The sequence below is a fragment of the Halomonas nitroreducens genome, from assembly GCF_003966155.1.
Lineage (GTDB): Bacteria > Pseudomonadota > Gammaproteobacteria > Pseudomonadales > Halomonadaceae > Halomonas > Halomonas nitroreducens.
Genome location: NZ_RXNS01000006.1, coordinates 176,257 through 198,641, shown reverse-complemented (window position 1 = coordinate 198,641; position 22,385 = coordinate 176,257). Strand labels below are relative to the sequence as shown.

Sequence of the window (22,385 nt, the reverse complement as noted above, 5' to 3'; positions counted from 1 at the left end):
ACGCCTTCGTCACCAACCACCCCCCTACAAATGGACTATGTTGAAGTCCCACCGGGTCGGGAAGAGGAGGCGGTCAATGCAGCATATCCACTTGGAGCGACTACCCTGGCAGCACCTCGATCATCTCAAGGCCGATATGGCCGACGTGGTGTTCTTGATGCCCCACGACGAGGAGGTGCGGGGGGTGGGCGTGGACCCGCGCCAAGGCATCTTCCTGTTGCTGAAGTCGAACCTGCGGGTGTTTCCCATCTATGACGGCAGCCACGGCAACGAGCTGTGCGGCCTCCAGCTGCTGGCCGTGGAGGTCGACGACGCCAACGACCAGCGGGTGAGCGAGTTTGTCACCGAGCGCCTGTGGCGCGAGATGGGCGTCGCCGCCGGTTAGCCGTGTCTCCTCTGGCGGTGCCGGATCCTCACCGGCGCCGCCGGCTGTTCCTTCCCTGCCTTTGTGGCGTCCTGTTAATCCGGGGCATCTCCCACCGCAACATGCCGGGTGGCTGAAACCCGGTGCCGGCCGGCGTGCCGCCCCCGCCGGCAGCGTCTCGGCCCCGACCGGCGACAGATCCCGTGGCTGACGGTACAATCGGGGCACCGATGACACCGACACGCCCCGACCGGCACCGAGCCGCTCGGGGGAGCACCAATCAGCGACGAGACGCAATGTCCAACTCGACCCTCGCCCATGAAACCGGGCTTCGCCGTACCTTCGCGATCATTTCGCACCCCGACGCAGGCAAGACCACCATCACCGAGAAGATGCTGCTGTTCGGTAACGCCATCCAGATGGCCGGTTCCGTCAAGAGCAAGCGTGACGACCGTCACGCCACCTCCGACTGGATGAAGATGGAACAGGAGCGTGGCATCTCCGTGACCACCTCGGTGATGCAGTTCCCCTACGGCGGCCGTATCGTCAACCTGCTCGATACCCCCGGCCACGAGGACTTCTCCGAGGACACCTACCGCACGCTGACCGCCGTGGATTCGGCACTGATGGTGATCGACGGGGCCAAGGGCGTCGAGGATCGCACCATCAAGCTGATGGAGGTCTGTCGCCTGCGCACCACGCCGATCCTGACCTTCGTCAACAAGATGGACCGGGATATCCGCGAACCCATCGAGGTGATGGACGAGGTCGAGGAGGTGCTCAACATCCAGTGTGCGCCGATGACCTGGCCGATCGGCATGGGGCGCCACTTCAAGGGCGTCTATCACCTCTACAACGATGTTATCCACCTCTACACCCAGGGCCAGGGCAATCGCATCCCCGAGGACAAGCGCATCGAGGGGCTCGACAATCCCGAGGTCGATGCCGTGCTGGGCGAGGACGCCGCCGAGGAACTGCGCATGGAGGTGGAGCTGGTGCGCGGTGCGTCCCACGCCTTCGACCACGCGGCCTACCTGCGCGGCGAGCAGACGCCCGTCTACTTCGGTACTGCCATGGGCAACTTCGGGGTGCGCGAGATGCTCGATGGCTTTGTCGCATACGCGCCGTCTCCCCAGCCCCGGGAGACCGACAAGCGCACCGTCGAGGCGGAGGATGGCAGCTTCACCGGCTTCGTCTTCAAGATCCAGGCCAACATGGATCCCAACCACCGGGACCGCATCGCCTTCCTGCGGGTCTGCTCCGGCAAGTACGAGAAGAACATGAAGATGCGCCATGTGCGCATCGGCAAGGACGTCAAGATCGCCGACGCCCTGACCTTCATGGCCTCGGACCGGTCCCATGTGGAGGAGGCCTGGCCGGGCGACATCATCGGCCTGCACAACCATGGCACCATCCAGATCGGCGATACCTTCACCCAGGGCGAGGACATGCGCTTCACCGGCATCCCGCACTTCGCCCCGGAGCTGTTCAAGCGCGTGCGCCTCAAGGACCCGCTGAAGATGAAGGCCCTGCAGAAGGGCCTGCAGCAGCTCTCCGAGGAGGGCGCGACCCAGGTGTTCATGCCGCTGGACAACAACGACCTGATCCTGGGGGCCGTGGGCACCCTGCAGTTCGACGTGGTCGCCCATCGCCTCAAGCAGGAATACAAGGTCGATTGCCTCTACGAGGGGGTGAACGTCAACACCGCGCGCTGGGTCTACTGCGACGATGCCAAGATGCTCGAGGAGTTCAAGCGCAAGGCCAGCACCAACCTGGCCATCGACGGCGGCGGCTACCTGACCTATATCGCGCCGACCCGGGTCAACCTGCAGATGACCCAGGAGCGCTGGCCGGAGATCCGCTTCAACCATACCCGGGAGCACTGACCGGGCTGTGCCCGGGAGCTGGAAGCACGCCCGCTGCGCGGGCTTGAGCTTGAAGCGGGAAGAAAAACCCTTGACGCCGTTTGTGGCGGATTCAAGCTGGCTTCCAGCTTCCAGCTTCCAGCTTCCAGCTTCCAGCTTCCAGCTTCCAGCTTCCAGCTTCCAGCTTCCAGCTTCCAGCCTATGTTGATCGACGCCCACTGCCATCTGGACTTTCCCGACTTCGACGCCGACCGCGAGGCGGTGCTCGAGCGGGCCGGGGCGGCGGGCGTCGCGCATTTCGTGGTGCCGGGCACCACCCGCCGCCACTGGGACCGGGTGCTGGCGCTGGGGACGCGGGAGGCGGTCAGCGTCTGTCTGGGGCTGCACCCCTACTTCATGGACGCGCACCGGGATGGCGACGTCGCGGCGCTGGCCGAGTGCCTGGAGGCTCACCCCGAGGCGGTGGCGGTGGGGGAGTGCGGCATCGACGCGCGCTTCGACGAGACCCTCGGCGCCCAGTGGGCGCTCTTCGATGCCCAGCTGCGCCTGGCCAGGACGCGCCGCCTGCCGGTGGTCATCCACTGCGTGCGCGCCAACGACAAAGTGGCCAAGCGACTGCGCCAGCTGGCGCTGCCCGCGGGCGGGCTGATCCATGCCTTTGCCGGCTCCCCCGAGCAGGCCAGGGCCTTCCTCGACCTGGGCTTCGTGGTGGGCCTCGGCGGCGCGGCGACCCATGACCGCGCCAGGCGGCTGCATCGGGCCGTGGCGGCCCTGCCCGACGATGGCTACGTGCTCGAGACCGACAGTCCCGACATGCCGCTGGCGGGCCGCCAGGGCGAACGCAACGAGCCGGCCCGGGTGGCGGAGGTGTGTCGCAAGGTCGCCGAGCTGCGGGGGCAGTCCCCCGAGCAGGTGGCGGCGGACAGCACCGCCACCGCGCGGCAGCTATTTGGCCTGAGGGCCCGTTCCTAGTCCGGTGTCGTGGCCCTGCGCCGAAGCGGCTTCAGGTTTTGCCAGCCAGGCTCTCCGGGTCCAGGCGCTCGAGCGGGTAGGGCAGCTTGAGCCGCTTGAACTTCTGGCCGGCCACGCGCAGCGGCTCGGCGGCTTCCTTGGTACTCATCACCGCCAGCACCTCGGCCTCGCCGTAGGCATCGAGCTCGGCACTGAGCACCTCGCCGAGGCGCTTCTCGTCGGCATCCTCGATGGCGCTGCCGGCCTCCGGGATCAGGCCGCCGTCGAGCTGGCCGCGTACCAGGCGCTTCTTCACCTGGCCGCGGAAGTGGGCCCGGGCCACCACCTCCTGGCCGGTATAGCAGCCCTTCTTGAAGCTGATCCCGCCGAGCGCCTCCCAGTTGAGCATTTGCGGCAGGTAGCTGTCCTGCTGAGCGGCCTCCAGCCAGGCGAGCCCCGCCTGGATGTCGTGCAGCCGCCAGACGGCGGTGTCCACGGGGCTGGCCTGGGCCGCCAGCCGCTCCCAGGTGGCCGGTGCCTGCTCGACCGGCAGGCAGACCAGCAGCCGCGGCCGGGGCCCGGGATGGGCCAGGACCTGGAGGTCATCCTGGTCGGCCTGGTGCCAGACCGCGGGCGGCATCACGTCCAGCAGGACCTCGGCGACGGCGGGAATCTCGCGGCCGATCAGCCCGATCAGCGCCAGGTCGTCGCGGGGCGTCAGCGTGGCCTTGTAGAAGGCCGCGAACTTCTTGAGATGGTCGCTGAGCGAGGGCACCAGGCTGCGGTGCATCAGCAGGCGATAATGGTCGGGGGCCACGCGCCACAGCTGGGCATTGGCCAGCACGCGTCCCTTGGGGGTGCAGAAGCAGGTCAGCGGCGCGAACTCGCCATCGGCCAGGGAGAGCTGGGCACTGGTCTGGCCCTGGAGGAAGCGCTCGGCATCCTCGCCGGCGACATCCAGGATGCCCAGGTGGGCCAGCGGCGTCATCACGTTGGCCTCCATGGCGCGGCGTGCCGGCTCGGGGGTGTCGAAGACCACGCGATCGGCGCTCTCGCGCCGGCCCCCGAGGTGGGCGATCCAGTCGTTCATGTCAGGGTTCCTTGTCGTGTGCGTTCACGGGCGTTGGTCGAGACATGCGGTCGAGGCGGTCGCATTGCAACCGCTGCCGCGCCTTCGGGCGGCGTGCTAGACTCGGCCCTGTTCGATTCCAGCCGTACAGGAGCCGCCCCATGGCGTACCAGTCACTCAGTTTCCAGGGCGTCGAGAGCGCCGACCAGGTCAACCGCATCACCACGGCTCTGATGATGCTCGACGGCGTCGAGAGTGTCGAGGTGGGACGCCACGGGGCCGAGGTGGAGGGGCGGGTGCGCCGCGAGGCGCTGATCAAGGCCGTGCAGGCCCTCAAGCTGGGTATCGAGGTGAGCTGATGGCGCACAGCATCCAGGTGGTCAGCGAACGCAACCGTGTCCTTCGCCAGCGCGTCGAACTCGAGGACTTCGAGGACCTCTTCGTCGACGTGCCCGAGGCCTTCGGCGGCGAGGGCAGCGCCCCGGACCCCCACGACTACTTCGACCTGTCCCTGGGGGCGTGCAAGGCGATCACCGCCCAGATGTACGCCCGCCGCAAGGACTGGCCCCTGGACGGGGTCAGCGTGGTGGTCAACCGCGATGAACGCGACGAGCGCCATGGGGTCTATCGACTCGACGTGGCCATGACCTTCCATGGCGCCCTGGACGCGGCGCAGCGCACGCGGCTCGAGGAGATCAGCGACAAGTGCCCGATCCATCGCCTGATGACCAGCGCCACCGTGGAGATCAGCACCCGTCAGCGGGACTGACCCCGTCGCATTTCACCGGGCGCAATGGCGGCCCGGCGCCACCAGGAGAGCCGATGAGCAAGCCGTTCCGACTGCAATCGAAGTTCCAGCCCGCCGGCGACCAGCCCACGGCCATCGAGAGCCTGGTCGGGGGGCTCGATGCCGGGTTGGCCCACCAGACCCTGCTCGGCGTGACCGGCTCGGGCAAGACCTTCACCATGGCCAACGTGGTGCAGCTCCTGCAGCGCCCGACCATCGTCATGGCGCCCAACAAGACCCTGGCGGCCCAGCTCTATGGCGAGTTCAAGGCGTTCTTTCCCGACAACGCCGTCGAGTACTTCGTCTCCTACTACGACTACTATCAGCCCGAGGCCTACGTACCGTCCTCGGACACCTTCATCGAGAAGGACGCCTCGATCAACGACCATATCGAGCAGATGCGCCTGTCGGCGACCAAGGCGCTGCTCGAGCGCCGCGATGCGCTGATCGTGGTCTCGGTGTCGGCGATCTACGGCCTCGGCGACCCGGACCAGTACCTGAAGATGCGCCTGCACTTCACCCGGGGCGAGCTGATCGACCAGCGCGCCTTCCTGCGCCGCCTGGCCGAGCTGCAGTACACCCGCAACGACATGGACTTCAAGCGCGGCACCTACCGGGTACGCGGCGACGTCATCGACATCTTCCCGGCGGACGCCGAGGACGAGGCCGTGCGGGTCGAGCTGTTCGACGACGAGATCGACACCATCAGCCTCTTCGACCCGCTGACCGGCGAGGTGCGGGGCAAGGTGCCGCGCATGACCATCTACCCGAAGTCGCACTACGTGACGCCCCGGGAGACCATCATGGGCGCCATCGACGCCATCAAGGAGGAGCTCGCCGAGCGGCTCGCCTGGCTGCGCCAGCACGACAAGCTGGTGGAGGCCCAGCGCCTCGAGCAGCGCTCGCTGTACGACATCGAGATGATGCTCGAGCTGGGCTACTGCAACGGCATCGAGAACTACTCCCGCTACCTCTCGGGGCGCAACCCCGGCGAGCCGCCGCCCACCTTCTTCGATTACCTGCCCGCCGACGCCTTGCTGTTCATCGACGAGTCCCACGTCAGCGTTCCCCAGGTGGGGGGCATGTACAAGGGCGACCGCTCGCGCAAGGAGACGCTGGTGGAGTACGGCTTCCGGCTGCCCTCGGCGCTGGACAACCGGCCGATGACCTTCCAGGAGTGGGAGCGCATATCGCCGCAGACGGTCTTCGTCTCGGCCACCCCCGGCCCCTACGAGGCCGAGCATGCCGGCCAGGTGGTGGAGCAGGTGGTGCGGCCGACCGGACTGCTCGACCCGGAGCTCGAGGTGCGGCCCGCCTCCACCCAGGTCGACGATCTGCTCTCCGAGATCCAGGCCCGCGCGGCGGTGGAGGAGCGGGTGCTGGTGACCACCCTGACCAAGCGCATGGCCGAGGACCTCACCGAGTACCTGGACGAGCACGGCGTGCGGGTGCGCTACCTGCACTCCGATATCGACACCGTGGAGCGGGTCGAGATCATCCGCAACCTGCGCCTCGGCAAGTTCGACGTGCTGGTCGGCATCAACCTGCTGCGCGAGGGCCTGGACATCCCCGAGGTGTCGCTGGTGGCGATCCTCGATGCCGACAAGGAGGGCTTCCTGCGCAACGAGCGCTCGCTGATCCAGACCATCGGCCGGGCGGCCCGCAACGCCCACGGCAAGGCGGTGCTCTACGGCGACCGGGTCACCGACTCCATGCGCCGCGCCATCGACGAGACCGAGCGGCGCCGCGCCAAGCAGCTCGCCCACAACGCGGCCCACGGCATCACCCCGGAGACGGTATCCCGCTCGGTGGCCGACATCCTCGAGGCCGCCCAGGCCCCGGGCCGCAAGGGCAAGGGCCGCAAGGCCGAGCGCAAGGTCGCCGAGGGCGCGGCCATCTACGACCCCGCCGACCTGGGACCGGCGGAGCTGGCGCGAGAGGTCGCGCGGCTCGAGGACGCCATGTTCGAGGCGGCTCAGAACCTCGAGTTCGAGGAGGCCGCGCGGCTGCGGGACCGCCTGCACGAGCTCCGGGAACGCCAGCTGGCGGTCGGCTGAGCCGGCTCGCCCTGGCAACGCCGATGCCGGAAGGTCCCGAGATCCACCGTGTCGCCGACCGCCTGCAGGCCCACCTGGCCGGGCGGCGGCTGGACGCGGCCTGGTTCGCCTTTGCCGACCTGGCCGCGCAGGCCGACTCCCTGGTGGGCCGGGAGGTCATGGCCGTCGACAGCTGGGGCAAGGCGCTGTTGACCCGCTTCGACGACGACCGGGTGCTGTATTCCCACAATCAGCTGTATGGCGTCTGGATCCTCCACGACGCCGAGCGTGAACCGGACACCACCCGCTCGCTGCGGGTGCGACTGACCGCGGGGGAGCGCATGGCGAGCCTCTACAGCGCCTCGGAGGTCTCGCTGTGGCCCGAGGCAAGGCTGCACGCGCACCCCTTCCTGGCGCGCCTCGGTCCCGACCTGCTGACCCATGGGGTCTCGGTGGAGGCGATCGGCAGGCGCCTGATGGACCCTCGCTGGCGCGGGCGCCGACTGGGTGGCCTGCTGCTCGACCAGTCCCTGGTCGCCGGCCTCGGCAACTATCTGCGCTCGGAGATCCTGTTCTTTGCCGGCCTCTCGCCCCGGGCCAGGCCCGTCGACCTGGACGAGGCTCGGCGCACCCGGCTGGCCGAGCAGATGCTGGCCGTGACGTGGCGTTCCTACGCGACGGGCGGCGTGACCAACCGCGAGGCCTGGGCGGCCGACGCGCGTCGCCGGGGCGCGTGCCGGCGACGCTGGCGCTTCGCCGTCTTCGAGCGTGACGGCCTGGCGTGCCATGCCTGCGGCACGACCATCGAGCGGTTCTGCGTGGCGTCGCGGCGGCTGTATCGCTGCCCGGCCTGCCAGCGTGATCCCGCAGCATAGCCTGGAGGGAACGTTTTTATACCGTTATCTTCTCTGGCTGGCGCGTACGACCAAGGCCGCTGGCGGCGACGCTGCCGGGAGGAGGGCAAGTGCGCTATAATGCGCCCCCGTTCGAGCCCGCCGCCGGTGCCCCGGACCGGCCCAGAAGCGGGCGTGTCGACCCAGCCAAGGAGCGTCTTGCCCATGACCGTGATCCGCCAGGATGACCTCATCCAGAGCGTCGCCGATGCCCTGCAGTACATCTCCTACTACCATCCCAAGGACTTCATCGACGCCATGGCGGCGGCCTACGAGCGGGAGGAGAACCCCGCGGCCAAGGACGCCATCGCCCAGATCCTGATCAACTCGCGGATGTGCGCCACCGGCCATCGGCCGATCTGCCAGGACACCGGCATCGTCACGGTCTTCGTGCACGTCGGCATGAACGTGCGCTGGGAGACCGACATGAGCCTGGACGACATGATCAACGAGGGCGTGCGTCGGGCCTACCAGCTGCCCGACAACGTGCTGCGCGCCTCGGTGCTCGCCGACCCGGACGGCCAGCGCGCCAACACCCGCGACAACACCCCGGCGGTCATCCACCACAAGCTGGTGCCCGGCGACACCGTCGAGGTCCATGTGGCGGCCAAGGGCGGCGGCAGCGAGGCCAAGTCCAAGTTCGCCATGCTCAACCCGTCCGACAACGTGGTCGACTGGGTGCTCGAGCAGCTGCCCAAGATGGGCGCCGGCTGGTGCCCGCCGGGCATGCTGGGCATCGGCATCGGCGGCACCGCCGAGAAGGCCATGGAGATCGCCAAGGAGGCACTCCTCGAGCCCATCGACATCCAGGAGCTGCAGGCCCGCGGGGCAGCGAACCGGGCCGAGGAGCTGCGCCTGGAGCTCTACGACAAGGTCAACAAGAGCGGCATCGGTGCCCAGGGGCTGGGTGGCCTGACCACGGTGCTGGACATCAAGGTCAAGGACTACCCGACCCATGCCGCCAACAAGCCCGTGGCGATCATCCCCAACTGCGCGGCGACCCGGCATGCCCACTTCACCCTGGATGGCAGCGGCCCCGCGGCGCTGCCGGCGCCGAAGCTCGAGGACTGGCCGGAGATCACCCGCGAGGCCGGCGACAATGTCAAGCGCGTCGACCTGGATGCCATCACCCCGGAGGAGGTGCGCACCTGGCAGCCCGGCGACACCCTGCTGCTCAACGGCAAGCTGCTGACCGGCCGGGATGCCGCCCACAAGCGCATGGTCGACATGCTCGCCAAGGGCGAGTCGCTGCCGGTGGATCTCAAGGGCCGCTTTATCTACTACGTGGGCCCGGTGGACCCGGTGGGGGACGAGGTGGTCGGCCCGGCCGGTCCCACCACCGCCACGCGCATGGACAAGTTCACCCGCACCATGCTGGAGGAAACCGGCCTGCTGGGCATGGTCGGCAAGGCCGAGCGCGGGCCGGCAGCCATCGAGGCGATCCGCGACAACCAGGCCGTCTACCTGATGGCGGTGGGCGGCTCCGCCTACCTGGTGGCCCAGGCCATCAAGAAGGCCCGCGTGGTCGGCTTCGAGGACCTGGGCATGGAAGCCATCTACGAGTTCGAGGTGGAGGACATGCCGGTGACCGTGGCCGTGGACAGTGCCGGCACCTCGGTCCACCAGACCGGTCCCGCCAAGTGGAAGGAGATCATCGCCGAACGCGCCTGATCGCTTCGCCGACCGTGACGGCCCCGCCAACTGGCGGGGCCGTCGCTGTTACGGGTATGCTGGGGGTGGCGGCGCGCCCGGCGCCGCGGCGTATTCCCACGGAACGGGGACTGACCATGGCCTCCTGGCTGTTCGGCGTGCTGATCCTGCTGATCCATGTACTCGGTGTCCTCTCGGCGGTACAGGCGCTGATGTCCAGCCGTACCTCCCAGGGCGCCATCGCCTGGATCATCTCCCTGCTCACCATCCCCTATCTGGCGGTGCCGGCCTACTGGGTGTTCGGTCGCCCGCGCTTCTACGGCTATGTGTCGGCCCGGGGCGAGCGGGACACCGTGCTGCGGCGCGTGCTGGCCCGCTATCGCGAGCGGGTCTCGCCCTACCTGGCCGGCGCCCGGGAGGCGGACGTGCTGGCGGTGGAGAAGCTGGCGATGATGCCGCTGACCAGCGGCAACCGCGGCGAGCTGCTGGTCGACGGCGAGGCGACCTTCGACAGCCTGTTCGCCGGCATCGAGGCGGCGCGCGACTACATCCTGATCCAGTTCTTCATCGTCCGTGACGACGCCCTGGGCCTCGAGCTCAAGCACCGCCTGCAGCGCGCCGCGGAGAAGGGCCTCCGGGTGTGCTTCCTGTTCGACGAGATCGGCTGCCACAAGCTGCCCGAACGCTACCTGCGCGACCTGCGCGAGGCCGGGGTGGAGGTCAGTGCCTTCCATTCCTCCCGGGGGCTGCGCCACCGCTTCCAGCTCAACTTCCGCAACCACCGCAAGATCCTGGTGGTCGACGGCCGCCAGGGCTGGGTGGGCGGCTTCAACGTCGGGGTCGAGTACCTGGGGCAGGATGCCCGGCATGGCTACTGGCGCGACACCCACCTCAAGCTGACCGGCCCCAGCGTGCTCGGCCTGCAGGAGGCCTTCTGGGAGGACTGGCACTGGGCGACGGGGGAGGTGATCCGCCTCAACTGGACACCCGAGGTGACCTGCGAGGAATGCCAGAAGGTGGTCATCGTCCCCTCGGGCCCCGCCGATCCCCTGGAGACCGCCAGCCTGCTGGTGCAGCATGCCATTCACAGCGCCCGGGAGCGGCTCTGGGTCACCAGCCCCTACTTCGTGCCGGATCGCAGCGTCCAGGACGCCCTGCGCCTGGCGGCGATGCGCGGGGTCGACGTGCGCATCATGATGCCGGAGCGCCCCGACCACCTGCTGGTGTTCCTCTCGGCCTTCTCCTTCCTGCCCGACATGCTGCGCGCCGGCGTCAAGGTCTACCGCTACCAGCCGGGCTTCCTGCACCAGAAGGTGATCCTGATCGATGACGATGCGGCCAGCGTCGGCACCGTCAACCTCGACAACCGCTCCTTCCGCCTGAACTTCGAGATCACCGCCTTCCTGCCCGACCGGTGCTTCGCCGCCCAGGTGGCGGCGATGCTCGAGCGGGACTTCGCCGACTGTCGCCGGGTCAGCCTGGAGGAGATCACTTCGCGCCCCCTGTGGCGCAAGCTGGTGTCCCGGGCGGCCTATCTGTTCGCTCCCGTGCAATGACGCGGCTTGGGTCCATGCCGCGGCTGGGGTACAGTTAGCGCCCTTGGCTGGCCCCCGTGCGGGGCCGCTCATGCATCAGCGATCGGGAGTCGTGGTGAACCTCGAGACCAAGTGGCTGGAAGATTTCGTCGCCCTGGCCAACACGCGCAGCTTCTCCGCCTCGGCGCGCCAGCGCCATGTCACCCAGCCGGCCTTCAGCCGGCGGATTCGCTCCCTGGAGCAGGCGGTGGGGGTGACCCTGGTCGACCGCTCCACCACGCCGGTCGACCTGACCCCGGAAGGGCAACTGTTCCTGGTCACCGCCCGCAACATGGTCGAGCAGCTCAACGAGAGCCTCGGCCACCTGCGCGGCCTGTCCATCGCCAACGAGGCCCTCGACATCGTGGCCGCCCATTCCCTGGCGCTGAGCTTCTATCCCCAGTGGATCTCGCGGCTGCAGAAGGGCCTGGGCGAGCTGCCGACCCGGCTGGTGGCGATGAACGTCGGCGATGCCATCCATGTGCTGCGCGAGGGCAACTGCGATCTGATGCTCGCCTACTACGATCCCTACGCCAGCATGCAGCTCGACGCCGAGGTCTTCCCGTCCTTCTCCATCGGCAAGGTCAAGATGCTCCCGGTCTGCCTGCCCGATGCCCAGGGGCGACCGCGCTTCCCCCTCGAGGGCAACGAGTCGGTGCCCTATCTTTCCTACACGCAGGGCGCCTTCCTGGGCCGCAGCGTGCGCATGCTGCTCAAGAACGACCCGCTGCGCCTGCGCCTGCGGACCGTCTACGAGACCGCCATGGCCGAGGGGCTCAAGGGCATGGTGCTGCAGGGCATGGGCATGGCGTGGATTCCCGACTTCTGCATTCGCGAGGAGCTCAAGGACGCTCGGCTGGTGCGGGCCGGCGACGAGAAGCTCGACGTGCCCCTGGAGATCCGCCTCTATCGTTGCTCGCTGGTGCACAAGCCCGGCGTCGAGAAGCTCTGGCGGCAGATGATGAAGCTGCCGAGGGACTTCCTCCAGGCCTGAGAGCGGTGTGCTTTCCGGTTGTGCTCGATGGCGCGGCCACCGGCGCTCCCGAGACATCGGGCCGCCGCTTGGCTCATCGGGCCGGCGATACGCCGCCAGCTGTCTTCCGGCGCTGGCCGACCCCGGCGTCCCCGCATGACCGTCGCGCGTCACGGAACCCCAAGTTTTTGGAACCGACGGTATGGGACTCGAGGTGGCGGGCCTGAGAGAAGACAGATGCCTCGCTGCCCGGCATCAGGCTTCGCCGAAGTCGGCGGGCAGGCCGAGGAAGTTCTGGATGATGAAGAAGTGGTCCTCGAAGAGCCCGTCCGGCTCCAGGTCGGCCAGGGGCACCCAGCGGGCATGGTCACCGCCCTTCACCGGCTTGAGTCGCGGCAGCTGCTGCTCGGGACGCAGCGCGAAGTAGAAGGCCTCCGCCAGGGTCCGGCCGCGCCAGCTGCGGTGGGGCTCGTCGAACAGCCGCTGGCCCCGCAGCGAGCCCTTGAGGACGGGTTCCGGCACCTTGAGGCGGACCCGTTCCCGCAGCTCCCTCAGGCAGGCATCCAGCAGGCGCTCGTGGGGATTGATGAAGCCGCCGGGCAGGGCATAGAGGCCCTTGCCCGGCGCCGCCGTGCGCCGCACCAGCAGGACGTGTCCCGACTGCACGACCACGGCGTTGACGGTGACGAAGATCGGCGGGTAGGGCGCCTGGGACCAGGCCTCGCGGTACTGGTCCAGCAGGTGCTGTTCCTCGACCAGCTGCTGGTAGGGCTCCGTGGCGAAGAAGGCCTGGACTTCCTCCACCACTCCCGGCGGCAGGTCATGGGAGGCGCCGGTGCTGACATAGTCGGTCGCGGCGGCCGGCGAGCGAAACAGCCGCTCGCGGATCTGGCTGGCCGAGATGCCCTCGACCATCGGCACGCTGACCGATTCCCACTGGGGAAACAGCGACAGGTAGTAGCTCGACTGGCCGCGGCTGGCCCCGATCAGGCCGATCCGCGGCAGCCGGGCATGGCTCGGCGAGGCGATGTCGCGAACCTTGCGCTGCACGTCGCGCACCCAGACGTCGTTGTTGTACAGGGCGTCCAGCAGCGGCACGATCTCGAGGCGGGCATTGTCGTCCTCGTCGAAGGCGGTCCGCAGCATCCGGCGCCGCTCGTCGAAGCGCCAGGGGTTGCGCAGCGAGCGGGCCTGCCAGGCGGAGCCCACCAGGACGATGACCTGGCGCGCGCGCTTGAGGGCCTCGTGGATGACCGCCAGATGGCCGAGATGGGGGGGCTGGAAGCGGCCGATAAAGACCAGACAGTCGAAGTCGTGAGGGGGGCTGTCGGCGTCCGGTCGCGGACTCATGGGGCTCGCTCCATGCGGTAAAACGCCCATTATGGTGACCCGCTCCAGGCCGTGCAATTCCCGCGACCTGCAGGGCGGGCGCGGCTTGGGTATGCTGGAGGGCAGACAAGGGACTGTGAGGTACGCACATGATCAAGCAGAGCGTGTTGTTCTGGTGGGGCGTGGTGCACGCTGCCGTGAAGCTGTGGCTGGAGCGCAACGCCTTCAGCTATGCCGGGTCGCTGGCCTTCTACACCCTCTTCTCGCTGGCCCCCACGGTGATCATCGCGGTCACCGTGATCGGCCTGGTGCTCGGCGAGGAGGCCGCCCAGGGACAGATCGTCGCCCAGCTGCAGGGCACCATGGGGCCGTCCGCCGCCGAGGCGATCCAGAACGCCGTGGCCCAGTCGCGGATCCAGGAGTCGGGGCTCTGGCCGACCCTGCTCGGCGTCGGGGCCCTGCTGGTCGGCGCGACCACCGTCTTCGGCCAGATGCAGTACTCGCTCAATACCCTGTGGGGGGTGACGGCCCGCCCCAGCTCCAACAGCCTGCTGATCTTCCTCAAGAACCGCACCCTGTCCCTGGCCGTGGTGCTGTCCATCGGCTTCATCCTGCTCGTCTCGCTGATGCTGGGCGTGGCCGTCAATGCCGTGCTCAAGGCCGCCGACGGCCTGTTGCCCTTTCTCGGCGCCCTGGCGGCCGGCCTGGAGTTCCTGATCTCCCTGGCCGTGGTCTCGGCACTGTTTGCCACCATCTTCAAGGTGCTGCCGGACGTGGTGCTGAGCTGGCGCGACGTGCTGGTGGGGGCGGTGGTCACCGCACTGCTGTTCGCCATCGGCCGGTCGGCCATCGCCGCCTACCTGGCCTACACGGCCACGGCCTCCACCTACGGGGCCGCCGGCTCGGTGGTGGTCGTGCTGCTGTGGGTCTACTACTCCTCGCTGATCCTGCTGTTCGGGGCGGCCTTCACCAAGTGCCACCTGCTGGCACGGGGCCGCGAGGTGATCCCGCGCAATACCGCGGTACGGGTCAGGCACGAGCTCGTCGACGAGCCGCTGGCGCAGCATCGCGGCCGGTCCCTCGCCCAGCGGAGCAGCGGGGACGGCGGCGAAGGGACGCGCGAGTCGGCGGATGACATCGGCGAGGGGGCGGCACAGGGCCGTGAGGACGCGGCGGACCAGGCCGCCTCGCGGGCGGAGCGCCGGGACTGACCCCGGCGCCGCCGGGCGTCAGCCGGCGCGGAAGCGTTCCCGGGCGAGGTCGTCGGCCACCTGGGCGGGGCTCAGGCCCTCTCGCTCGGCGCGCCGGAAGATCTCGTCGAGGGTGGCGCCGATGCCCTCGATATGGGCCATGACATCCTCGCGGCGGTAGTCCTCGCGCCGCTGCCAGGCGATCTCGATCACCCCGCCGGCATTGGCCACGTAGTCGGGCGTGTAGAGGATGCCCCGCTCGCGCAGCAGGCGGGCCACGTCGGGCTCAGCCAGCTGGTTGTTGGCGGCGCCGCAGACCACCCGGGCCTTGAGGCGCTCGACCACGGCCGGGGTAAGGGCGGCGCCCATGGCGCAGGGGGCGAAGACGTCCACCTCGGCATCGGCGATGCTCTCGGGGGCGCTGACCTCGGCGTCCAGTTCGTCGGCGAGGCGTCCCAGTGCATCCCGGTCGACATCGGTCAGCACCAGCTGGGCGCCGGCCTCGTGAAGCTGGCGCGCCAGGTGGGCACCGACATGGCCCACGCCCTGGATGGCCACCCGTAGCTCGCCGAGGTCGTCGCGGCCCAGGCCATGACGCACGGCACTCTTCAGCGCGCAGAACACGCCGTGGGCGGTGAAGGGCGAGGGGTCGCCGGAGCGGCCATTGTGGCCGAGTCCGCCCACATGGTCGGTGCGCTCGGCGATGATCTGCATGTCGGCCTCGCTGGAGCCGGAGTCCTCGGCGGTGATGTAGTGCCCGGACAGCGAGTCGATCAAACGGCCCATGGCGCGCAGCAGCTCGGGGCGCTTGTCGCGACGCGGATCGGCGATGATCACCGCCTTGCCGCCGCCGAGGGGCAGGTCGGCCAGCGCCGACTTGTAGGTCATGCCGCGGGACAGGCGCAGGACGTCGGTCAGGGCGTCCGCCTCGCTGGCGTAGGGGAAGATGCGCAGACCGCCCAGGGCCGGGCCGCGGTGGGTATCGTGAATGGCGATGATGGCGCGCAGGCCGCTCGCCTCATCGCTGCCGAAGACGACCTGCTGATGGTGATCGAACTCGGGGTGGTCGAAGACCAGCATGACGTGACTCCCTTGTGAGGAAGGTTGTTGTGGGATGGTCCGCCAAGGGTGGGGCGAAACCTGGCATCGTCTCGGCTTTTGGCCGAGCGATCGTCTGTATGACACCCTAAAGACTAGAGCATCGCCTGGGTCCGGGGAAGCCTTGCGCCTTGGTGGCGAGGGACCGGGATGCTAGAAAGAGAGGCACGTAGCCTCTCCCTTTGCGGGCCGCCGGCCCGCGCATCGACAAGGAGGACGCCGCATGGACATCTGCTGTGTGAAGGCCCTGGTGACCGGCAAGGTGCAGGGGGTCTGGTATCGTCGCGCCACCCAGGAGCAGGCCCTCAAGGCCGGGATCACCGGGCATGCCAGGAACCTGCCGGATGGCCGGGTCGAGGTGCTGCTGTGTGGCCGCCGGGAGGCGGTCCGCGACCTCAGCGAGTGGCTGTGGAAGGGGCCGCCGGGGGCCCGGGTCACTCACGTGGAGCTCGAGGTGGTCGAGCAGCACGACCCGGACACCTTCACGACGGCCTGAGGCTTACGCCAGGGTCTCGGTGATCCACTCCACCACGGCCTTGCCGTCCACGCCCAGGCAGACGTCCGCCAGTGGCGTGCGCGACCAGCGGGGCTCGATATAGCCGCGGTTCTCGGGGGCGAAGATGGTCTGTCCCTCGGCCTCGCCCTGGGTGGCCACGGTCAGGTGGCCCCGGGCGGTGGTGAACAGCTCCGGCCGGATCAGCCAGGCCAGGGCACAGCTGTCATGGGGGCAGCAGCCGTCGATGCCGAGCATCTCCTGGTAGAAGTCACGGTAGAATCCGTAGCTGCCGGCCAGCACCTCGCCCAGCTTGTCCTGGCCGGCGGCGATCCGTGCCATGTGCCCCGGCGCGAGCACGCAGCGATGGGTCACGTCCAGGCCCACCAGGGTCAGCGGCCAGCCTGCCGTGAGCACCCGGGCAGCGGCATGGGGGTCGTTGAAGATGTTGGCCTCGGCCACCGGGGTCACGTTGCCGCCTTCTCGCACCGAGCCGCCCATCACCACCACCTGCTTGACCTTGTCGATGATGGTCGGGTCGAGCTGCAGGGCCGTGGCCAGGTTGCCGAGCGGCCCGACCGCCACCAGGGTGACCTCGCCCGGCCGGGCGTTGATGGTGTCGATGATGAAGCGCGCCGCGCTGCGCGGGTCGGCCCGGCCCTGGACCGCCGGCAAGGCGATGTCGCCGAGGCCGTTGGCCCCATGGATATGCGCCGGGGCCGGGTGGCGGGGCTTGACCAGCGGGGCCGCGGCGCCCTGGGCCACGGGCACCTCGCGCCCGGCCAGCTCGGCGAGCAGCAGGGCGTTGTGGGTGGCGGTGGCGACGTCGACATTGCCGAAGGTGGTGGTCATGCCCAGCAGCTCGATGGCGGGATGGCGCAGGGCGATGGCAATGGCCTGGGCGTCATCGACGCCGGGGTCGGTATCGAAGATGATCGGATGTGTCATGGGGCTCCTCGTCGATGACGGTCAGGGGGCGTCGACGCCGTGGTGCAGGGCCTGTTCCACCTCGGCGGCGTCGGGAATGCTTTCGGTGGCGCCGAGTCGCTGGACGCCCAGGGCCGCCGCCGTGGCGGCGCGCTCCAGGCAGGCGGTGGGGGGCAGGTCGGCCTGGACCGCGGCCAGGTAGTAGCCGATGAAGGTATCGCCGGCGGCAGTGGTGTCCCGGGCGACGACCGGCAGCGGCGGCTGGAAATGGCGCTGGTCGCCGTGCTGGTACCAGGCGCCGTCACCGCCCAGGGTGAGCACCGTCTCGGTGTCGGGCAGCCGGCGAGCCAGGGCGTCCAGCAGGGTCGCCGCGGGGGTGCCGGCGGCGAGGCCGGTGAGGGCCTCGGCCTCGCCACGGTTGACGAACAGCAGCCGGCAGGCCTCCAGGGGCAGCTCGGCGACGGCCGCGGTCATCGGCGCCGGATTGAAGGCGATCTTCACGCCCTGCGCCCGAGCCTGGGCGAACACCCGGGGCAGGGCGTTGCACTCGTTCTGGGCCAGCAGCCAGTCGCCGGGGGCGACCTCGGCGAGCCGCGCGTCCAGGTCGTCCGGGGTGAAGCCATGGTTGGCGCCCGGAAACAGCAGGATCGCATTCTCGCCCTGGTCATCCACCTGGATGATGGCATGGCCGCTGGGCTCGTCGACGAGCTCGAGGGCATCGACCGCCACGCCGGCGCGCTCCATGAGGTCCCTGGCCCAGGCATCCTGTCGGCCGAGTCTCCCCCAGTGGCGGACCCGGCCGCCGGCCCGAGCCATGGCCAGCGACTGGTTGGCCCCCTTGCCCCCCAGGCCGACGCGATAGTCGTGGCTGGCCAGGGTCTCGCCGGGCCTGACCAGGTGGGGGACGTGGTAGAAATGGTCGAGGTTGATCGACCCGAAGTTGTGCAGCATGCCGTGGTCCGGGTGTGATGGAAGAAGAGGTGGTCGACAAAAGTATCCAGGCCCGGAACTCGCGGTGCAAGCCGGCGCGGGACGATGCGATGATGCTTTATACCGTTATCTATCATGCAGCATGTCATCGCCAACCCGAAAATCACCGAGCCGTGCGGGGTTCGAGATCCAGCCAGTCGAAGGCGTCCAGCAGGAAGCCTCGCCCGTTCGTGGCACGCCAGACGCCGTGAGCCATGATCACGGCCCGGGGATCCCGGTCGACCAGGCGCTGCAGCATCGCCCGGGCGCGGCGGCGATGGATGGCGGTCAGCCTGAGCTCCAGCGGGGCCTTGGCGCGGTGCTCGGTGATGCCCCAGCGCTGCGCGATCCAGCGTTGCCAGGGAGCCCAGTGGCGCGCCAGGAAGGCCTCGTCGAAGGCCTCGCTGAGGTCGGCAAGGATGACGGTGCGCGATGCCCGGTGAAAGAACACGACTTCCTCCAGCAGCGGGGTGGCACGCACGGGAAACTGGTCGATCACCCCGGCCCAGTCTTCCGCGGCGTGCCCCCCAGCACGCCAGCGAAGGCCAGGTCGCGACGCCTGGCGAGGGTCGACGGGAGCCCCCAGAGCTTGGCGTCCGGGTAGGCGGCGTGCCAGTCGGAGAGGGACAGGTGGTGCAGCTTGTTGGGACTGACCAGGTGCGCGATGGTCCCCAGCGCCTCCACCTCGCGGCGCAGCCCCTCGGTCAGGTGGACCGGCGACCAGATCCACAGGGCGCCGCCGGGCAGGCGGACGATCACGCTGCGCGTGGGGTAGGGGAAGCCATGGAAGTCGACCAGCGGGCCTTCCACCAGCCAGAGATCGTTGGCGACGGCGTGCAGTGACATGGCTGGGCTGGCGCGGCCTCAGCCCCGTGCCAGGAAATCCGCGAGGTTGTCCGCGGTCAGCGTGACGATGCGCTGCCTCGCCTCGGGGCTGATCCAGGCATTGTGTGGAGTGACGATCAGGTTCAGCGCCTCGTCGAGAGCCGAGAGCAGCGGATGGCCTTCCCGGGGGGGCTCCTGGGGCAGTACGTCGACGGCCAGGCCGCCGAGGCGCCCCTCGCGCAGGGCGGCCAGGGCGGCGATCTCGTCGATGATCCCGCCGCGGGCACAGTTGAGCAGCAGGGCTCCGGGCTTGAGGGTCGCGAGCAGCGCCCCGTCCACCAGGTGGTGGGTCGCCTCGGTGAGCGGGCAGTGCAGGCTGATGGCATCCGCGCCGGGGGCGAGGGTGGCCAGCGACGGCCGCGGATCGTCGGCGGCACCGCCGGGCCGGGCGGCGAAGCTCACGCGCATGCCGAAGGCCTCGGCCAGTTCGCCGACCCGCGAGCCCAGTTCGCCCTGGCCGACGATCACCAGGTGCTTGTCGGCCAGTTGCAGGGTGGGGTGGTCGAGCAGGCAGAAGAAGGGGCTCGTGTTCCAGCGCCCCCGGGCGACATCGCGCTGGTAGCGGGGCAGGCGGGCGGCCAGGGCCAGCAGCAGCATCAGGGTGTGCTGGGCAACGCTGGCGGTGCCGTAGGCGGTGACATTGCGAACCGCGATGCCGCGGCGCTCGGCACTGGCCATGTCGATGTTGTTGGTGCCGGTGGCCAGCACGCAGATCAGCCGCAGCGCCGGCAGCCGGTCCAGGGTGTCGTCGTCGAGCACCACCTTGTTGACGATGGCGACCTCGGCGCCGGCCAGCCGTGCTGGCACGTCCCCGGGGGCGGTGTGGCCGTGCACATCGAGCCGGTCCAGCTGTGCCGCGAGGGGAGTGAGGTCGATATCCGGCCCCAGGCTGGCGGCGTCGAGAATCACGGCGTGCATGGCGGTTTCCTTGTGTGCAGGTCGGCAACGGTGGCGTGGCCCCGGGGCTGGGCCTCGGGTGGCACGACAGGCTATAATGTGCGGCTTTCGAGGCAGGCTTGGAATTGCGCAGGCTGCCCATATATCGCAGAACGCCAATCGCGATCGAGCCATGTTGCGTCGTCGCTTCGCCCACTGGGACGTCGTTTCAGGGAGACCCAAACCATGCCCATCTACGAATATGAGTGCAAGGCCTGCGGCCATCGCTTGGAGAAGCTGCAGCGGCTCAGCGCCGCGCCGCTGACCGATTGCCCCGCCTGCGACCAGGCCGAGCTCGGCCGCCTGGTGTCGGCCGCCGGCTTCCGCCTGGCCGGAGGCGGCTGGTACGAGACCGATTTCAAGACCGGTGGCAAGAAGAACCTGGCCGGTGACAGCCAGGGAGCGGGGACGTCCTCCGACGGCGGCGCCGCGGCCTGAGCCGTCACCACTCTCGCTTTTTCATCACGCAACAAACAGGATACGACATGCGCAGCCATTATTGCGGCCAGCTGAACGAGACCATGGTGGATCAGACGGTCACCCTGTGCGGCTGGGTACATCGCCGCCGTGACCATGGCGGGGTCATCTTCCTTGACATGCGCGATCGCGACGGCATCGCCCAGGTCGTGGTCGACCCCGATACCGCCGAGGCCTTCGCCACTGCCGACCGCGCCCGCAGCGAGTACGTGCTGCGCATCCAGGGTCGCGTGCGGCTGCGCCCCGAGGGTACCCAGAATCCCAACATGCCCACCGGGCTGATCGAGGTGCTGGCCAAGGATGTGGAGGTGCTCAACACCGCGGCCACGCCGCCCTTCCAGCTCGACGAGCATGGCAAGGTCGGCGAGGAGGTGCGCCTCAAGCACCGCTACATCGACCTGCGCCGCCCGGAGATGATCGACAAGCTGCGGCTGCGCTCGCGGATCTCCCACAGCGTGCGGGCCTATCTCGAGGCTCAGGGCTTCCTGGACATCGAGACCCCGATCCTGACCCGCGCCACCCCCGAGGGGGCCCGGGACTACCTGGTGCCGAGCCGCACCCACGCCGGCAGCTTCTTCGCCCTGCCGCAGTCGCCCCAGTTGTTCAAGCAGCTGCTGATGGTGTCCGGCTTCGATCGCTACTACCAGATCGCCAAGTGCTTCCGTGACGAGGACCTGCGCGCCGACCGCCAGCCCGAATTCACCCAGATCGACCTGGAGGCCTCCTTCGTCGAGGAGGAGGACATCATGGCGATCACCGAGGGCATGATCCGTCAGCTGTTCCAGGACGTGCTGCAGGTCGAGCTGCCCGAGTTCCCGCGCATGCCCTATGCCGAAGCCATGAGCCGCTTCGGTTCCGACAAGCCGGACCTGCGCATTCCGCTGGAGCTGACCGACGTCGACGACCTGATGAAGGACGTGGACTTCAAGGTGTTCTCCGGACCGGCCAACGCCGAGGACGGTCGGGTCGCCGCGCTCAAGGTCAAGGGCGGTGCCTCGCTGTCGCGCAAGGAAATCGACGAGTACACCAAGTTCGTGGGCATCTACGGGGCCCGCGGCCTGGCCTGGATCAAGGTCAACGAGCGTGCCAAGGGGCTCGAGGGCCTGCAGTCGCCGATCGTCAAGTTCATGGAAGGCGTGGTCGAGCAACTGCTGGACCGGGTCGGCGCCGAGGATGGCGACATCATCTTCTTCGGCGCCGACAAGGCGCGCATCGTCAACGAGGCGCTGGGCGCGCTGCGCGTCCGGCTGGGCGAGGACCTCGACCTCTACACCGCCGACTGGGCGCCGTTGTGGGTGGTCGACTTCCCGATGTTCGAGGACGACGGCAGTGCCCGCCTGCAGGCCCTGCACCATCCCTTCACGGCGCCGTCCTGCGACGTCGAGACCCTCAAGACCCATCCGGCCGGCGCCCTGTCCCGGGCCTATGACATGGTGCTCAACGGCACCGAGCTGGGCGGCGGCTCGATTCGTATCCACGACCAGGCCATGCAGCAGACGGTGCTCGAGGTGCTGGGCATCGACCAGGACGAGGCCCGCGAGAAGTTCGGCTTTTTGCTCGACGCCCTGCAATATGGGGCGCCGCCCCATGGTGGCCTGGCCTTCGGCCTCGACCGCCTGGTCATGCTGATGAGCGGGGCCCGCACCATTCGCGAGGTCATCGCCTTCCCCAAGACCCAGAGCGCGGCCTGCCTGATGACCGACGCCCCGGGCGAGGTCAGTGCTGAGCAGCTCAAGGAGCTCAACATCCGTCTGCGCCAGAAGGCCAAGGCGGACAGCGCCGGCGAATAAGGCGCGCGTTCCGGCAAGCTCTCACCGGCGCCTCAGGGCGCCGGTGTCATTTGCGCGCGACACCCACCAGCCAGCAAGGACGCCCCGGGCTTGGCCCTGCGCCACGCGCCGGGCGCAGCAGGTCAGCGG

General features: G+C 69.0%; 22 protein-coding genes. 14 read left to right on the top strand and 8 right to left on the bottom strand.

Annotated elements, in window-relative coordinates; all coding sequences use genetic code 11:
• Positions 1-76: 76 nt before the first annotated feature.
• From EKG36_RS08380 to EKG36_RS08365, 3 genes are all read left to right on the top strand, one after another.
• Positions 77-385, top strand: a complete 309-nt coding sequence (locus EKG36_RS08380; protein ID WP_126482996.1) for a hypothetical protein — start codon at positions 77-79, stop codon at positions 383-385.
• Between the two features lie 275 nt (positions 386-660).
• Positions 661-2,250, top strand: coding sequence for a peptide chain release factor 3 (locus EKG36_RS08375; protein WP_126482994.1), 1,590 nt, complete (start codon positions 661-663; stop codon positions 2,248-2,250).
• A 180-nt stretch (positions 2,251-2,430) separates the two neighbouring features.
• Positions 2,431-3,201, top strand: a complete 771-nt coding sequence (locus EKG36_RS08365; protein ID WP_126482990.1) for a TatD family hydrolase — start codon at positions 2,431-2,433, stop codon at positions 3,199-3,201.
• Between the two features lie 31 nt (positions 3,202-3,232).
• Here the strand turns inward: EKG36_RS08365 and ygfZ are convergent, their stop codons facing one another.
• Positions 3,233-4,270, bottom strand: a complete 1,038-nt coding sequence (gene ygfZ, locus EKG36_RS08360) for a CAF17-like 4Fe-4S cluster assembly/insertion protein YgfZ (protein ID WP_126482988.1) — start codon at positions 4,268-4,270, stop codon at positions 3,233-3,235.
• Positions 4,271-4,410: 140 nt separating this feature from the next.
• Here ygfZ and EKG36_RS08355 point away from each other — a divergent pair, with 140 nt between their 5' ends.
• The 7 genes from EKG36_RS08355 (at position 4,411) to EKG36_RS08325 (ending at position 12,183) form a co-directional block, all read left to right on the top strand.
• Complete coding sequence (locus EKG36_RS08355) at positions 4,411-4,608, top strand: hypothetical protein (protein WP_126482986.1); 198 nt, start codon at positions 4,411-4,413, stop codon at positions 4,606-4,608.
• Positions 4,608-5,018 carry an OsmC family protein gene (locus tag EKG36_RS08350; protein ID WP_126482984.1) on the top strand — a complete coding sequence of 137 codons (411 nt, stop codon included), beginning with the start codon at positions 4,608-4,610 and terminating at the stop codon, positions 5,016-5,018. The genes EKG36_RS08355 and EKG36_RS08350 overlap by 1 nt, the downstream gene beginning before the upstream one ends.
• A gap of 53 nt (positions 5,019-5,071) precedes the next feature.
• A complete protein-coding gene (gene uvrB / locus EKG36_RS08345; RefSeq protein WP_126482982.1) occupies positions 5,072-7,093 on the top strand; it encodes an excinuclease ABC subunit UvrB in 2,022 nt (673 codons plus the stop codon).
• A 23-nt stretch (positions 7,094-7,116) separates the two neighbouring features.
• Complete coding sequence (gene nei, locus EKG36_RS08340; protein WP_126482980.1) at positions 7,117-7,947, top strand: endonuclease VIII; 831 nt, start codon at positions 7,117-7,119, stop codon at positions 7,945-7,947.
• A gap of 183 nt (positions 7,948-8,130) precedes the next feature.
• Positions 8,131-9,636, top strand: coding sequence for a fumarate hydratase (locus tag EKG36_RS08335; protein WP_126482978.1), 1,506 nt, complete (start codon positions 8,131-8,133; stop codon positions 9,634-9,636).
• Positions 9,637-9,752: 116 nt separating this feature from the next.
• Positions 9,753-11,171: a cardiolipin synthase gene (gene cls / locus EKG36_RS08330; RefSeq protein ID WP_126482976.1), complete on the top strand. Its 1,419-nt coding sequence runs from the start codon at positions 9,753-9,755 to the stop codon at positions 11,169-11,171.
• A 94-nt stretch (positions 11,172-11,265) separates the two neighbouring features.
• Positions 11,266-12,183, top strand: coding sequence for a LysR substrate-binding domain-containing protein (locus EKG36_RS08325; RefSeq protein ID WP_126482974.1), 918 nt, complete (start codon positions 11,266-11,268; stop codon positions 12,181-12,183).
• Positions 12,184-12,417: 234 nt separating this feature from the next.
• Here the strand turns inward: EKG36_RS08325 and EKG36_RS08320 are convergent, their stop codons facing one another.
• A complete protein-coding gene (locus tag EKG36_RS08320) occupies positions 12,418-13,512 on the bottom strand; it encodes a bifunctional nicotinamide-nucleotide adenylyltransferase/Nudix hydroxylase (protein ID WP_126482972.1) in 1,095 nt (364 codons plus the stop codon).
• A 128-nt stretch (positions 13,513-13,640) separates the two neighbouring features.
• On the opposite strand from EKG36_RS08320, the gene EKG36_RS08315 reads away from it, so the two are divergent.
• Positions 13,641-14,702, top strand: a complete 1,062-nt coding sequence (locus EKG36_RS08315; RefSeq protein ID WP_126482970.1) for a YihY/virulence factor BrkB family protein — start codon at positions 13,641-13,643, stop codon at positions 14,700-14,702.
• A gap of 18 nt (positions 14,703-14,720) precedes the next feature.
• On the opposite strand, the gene EKG36_RS08310 is transcribed toward EKG36_RS08315, so the two are convergent.
• Positions 14,721-15,761 carry a Glu/Leu/Phe/Val family dehydrogenase gene (locus tag EKG36_RS08310; protein WP_126482968.1) on the bottom strand — a complete coding sequence of 347 codons (1,041 nt, stop codon included), beginning with the start codon at positions 15,759-15,761 and terminating at the stop codon, positions 14,721-14,723.
• Positions 15,762-16,002: 241 nt separating this feature from the next.
• Here EKG36_RS08310 and EKG36_RS08305 point away from each other — a divergent pair, with 241 nt between their 5' ends.
• Positions 16,003-16,275: an acylphosphatase gene (locus tag EKG36_RS08305; RefSeq protein WP_126482966.1), complete on the top strand. Its 273-nt coding sequence runs from the start codon at positions 16,003-16,005 to the stop codon at positions 16,273-16,275.
• A 3-nt stretch (positions 16,276-16,278) separates the two neighbouring features.
• Here EKG36_RS08305 and EKG36_RS08300 read toward each other — a convergent pair whose 3' ends face one another.
• From EKG36_RS08300 to EKG36_RS08285, 5 genes are all read right to left on the bottom strand, one after another.
• A complete protein-coding gene (locus EKG36_RS08300; RefSeq protein ID WP_126482964.1) occupies positions 16,279-17,220 on the bottom strand; it encodes a nucleoside hydrolase in 942 nt (313 codons plus the stop codon).
• A 21-nt stretch (positions 17,221-17,241) separates the two neighbouring features.
• On the bottom strand, positions 17,242-18,150 hold the full coding sequence (locus EKG36_RS08295; protein WP_126482962.1) for a ribokinase: 909 nt from the start codon (positions 18,148-18,150) through the stop codon (positions 17,242-17,244).
• A gap of 142 nt (positions 18,151-18,292) precedes the next feature.
• Positions 18,293-18,667: a hypothetical protein gene (locus EKG36_RS20725; protein WP_246007463.1), complete on the bottom strand. Its 375-nt coding sequence runs from the start codon at positions 18,665-18,667 to the stop codon at positions 18,293-18,295.
• A complete protein-coding gene (locus EKG36_RS20720) occupies positions 18,664-19,014 on the bottom strand; it encodes a DUF4336 domain-containing protein (RefSeq protein ID WP_246007462.1) in 351 nt (116 codons plus the stop codon). The genes EKG36_RS20725 and EKG36_RS20720 overlap by 4 nt, the downstream gene beginning before the upstream one ends.
• Before the next feature lie 18 nt (positions 19,015-19,032).
• On the bottom strand, positions 19,033-19,971 hold the full coding sequence (locus EKG36_RS08285; protein ID WP_126482960.1) for a D-2-hydroxyacid dehydrogenase: 939 nt from the start codon (positions 19,969-19,971) through the stop codon (positions 19,033-19,035).
• A gap of 204 nt (positions 19,972-20,175) precedes the next feature.
• Between EKG36_RS08285 and EKG36_RS08280 the strand changes: the two genes are divergently transcribed.
• Together EKG36_RS08280 and aspS are read left to right on the top strand one after the other, a co-directional pair.
• Entirely contained in the window at positions 20,176-20,427 is a 252-nt protein-coding gene (locus EKG36_RS08280) for an FmdB family zinc ribbon protein (protein ID WP_126482958.1), read from the top strand.
• Between the two features lie 47 nt (positions 20,428-20,474).
• Entirely contained in the window at positions 20,475-22,256 is a 1,782-nt protein-coding gene (gene aspS / locus EKG36_RS08275; protein WP_126482956.1) for an aspartate--tRNA ligase, read from the top strand.
• Positions 22,257-22,385 lie beyond the last annotated feature (129 nt).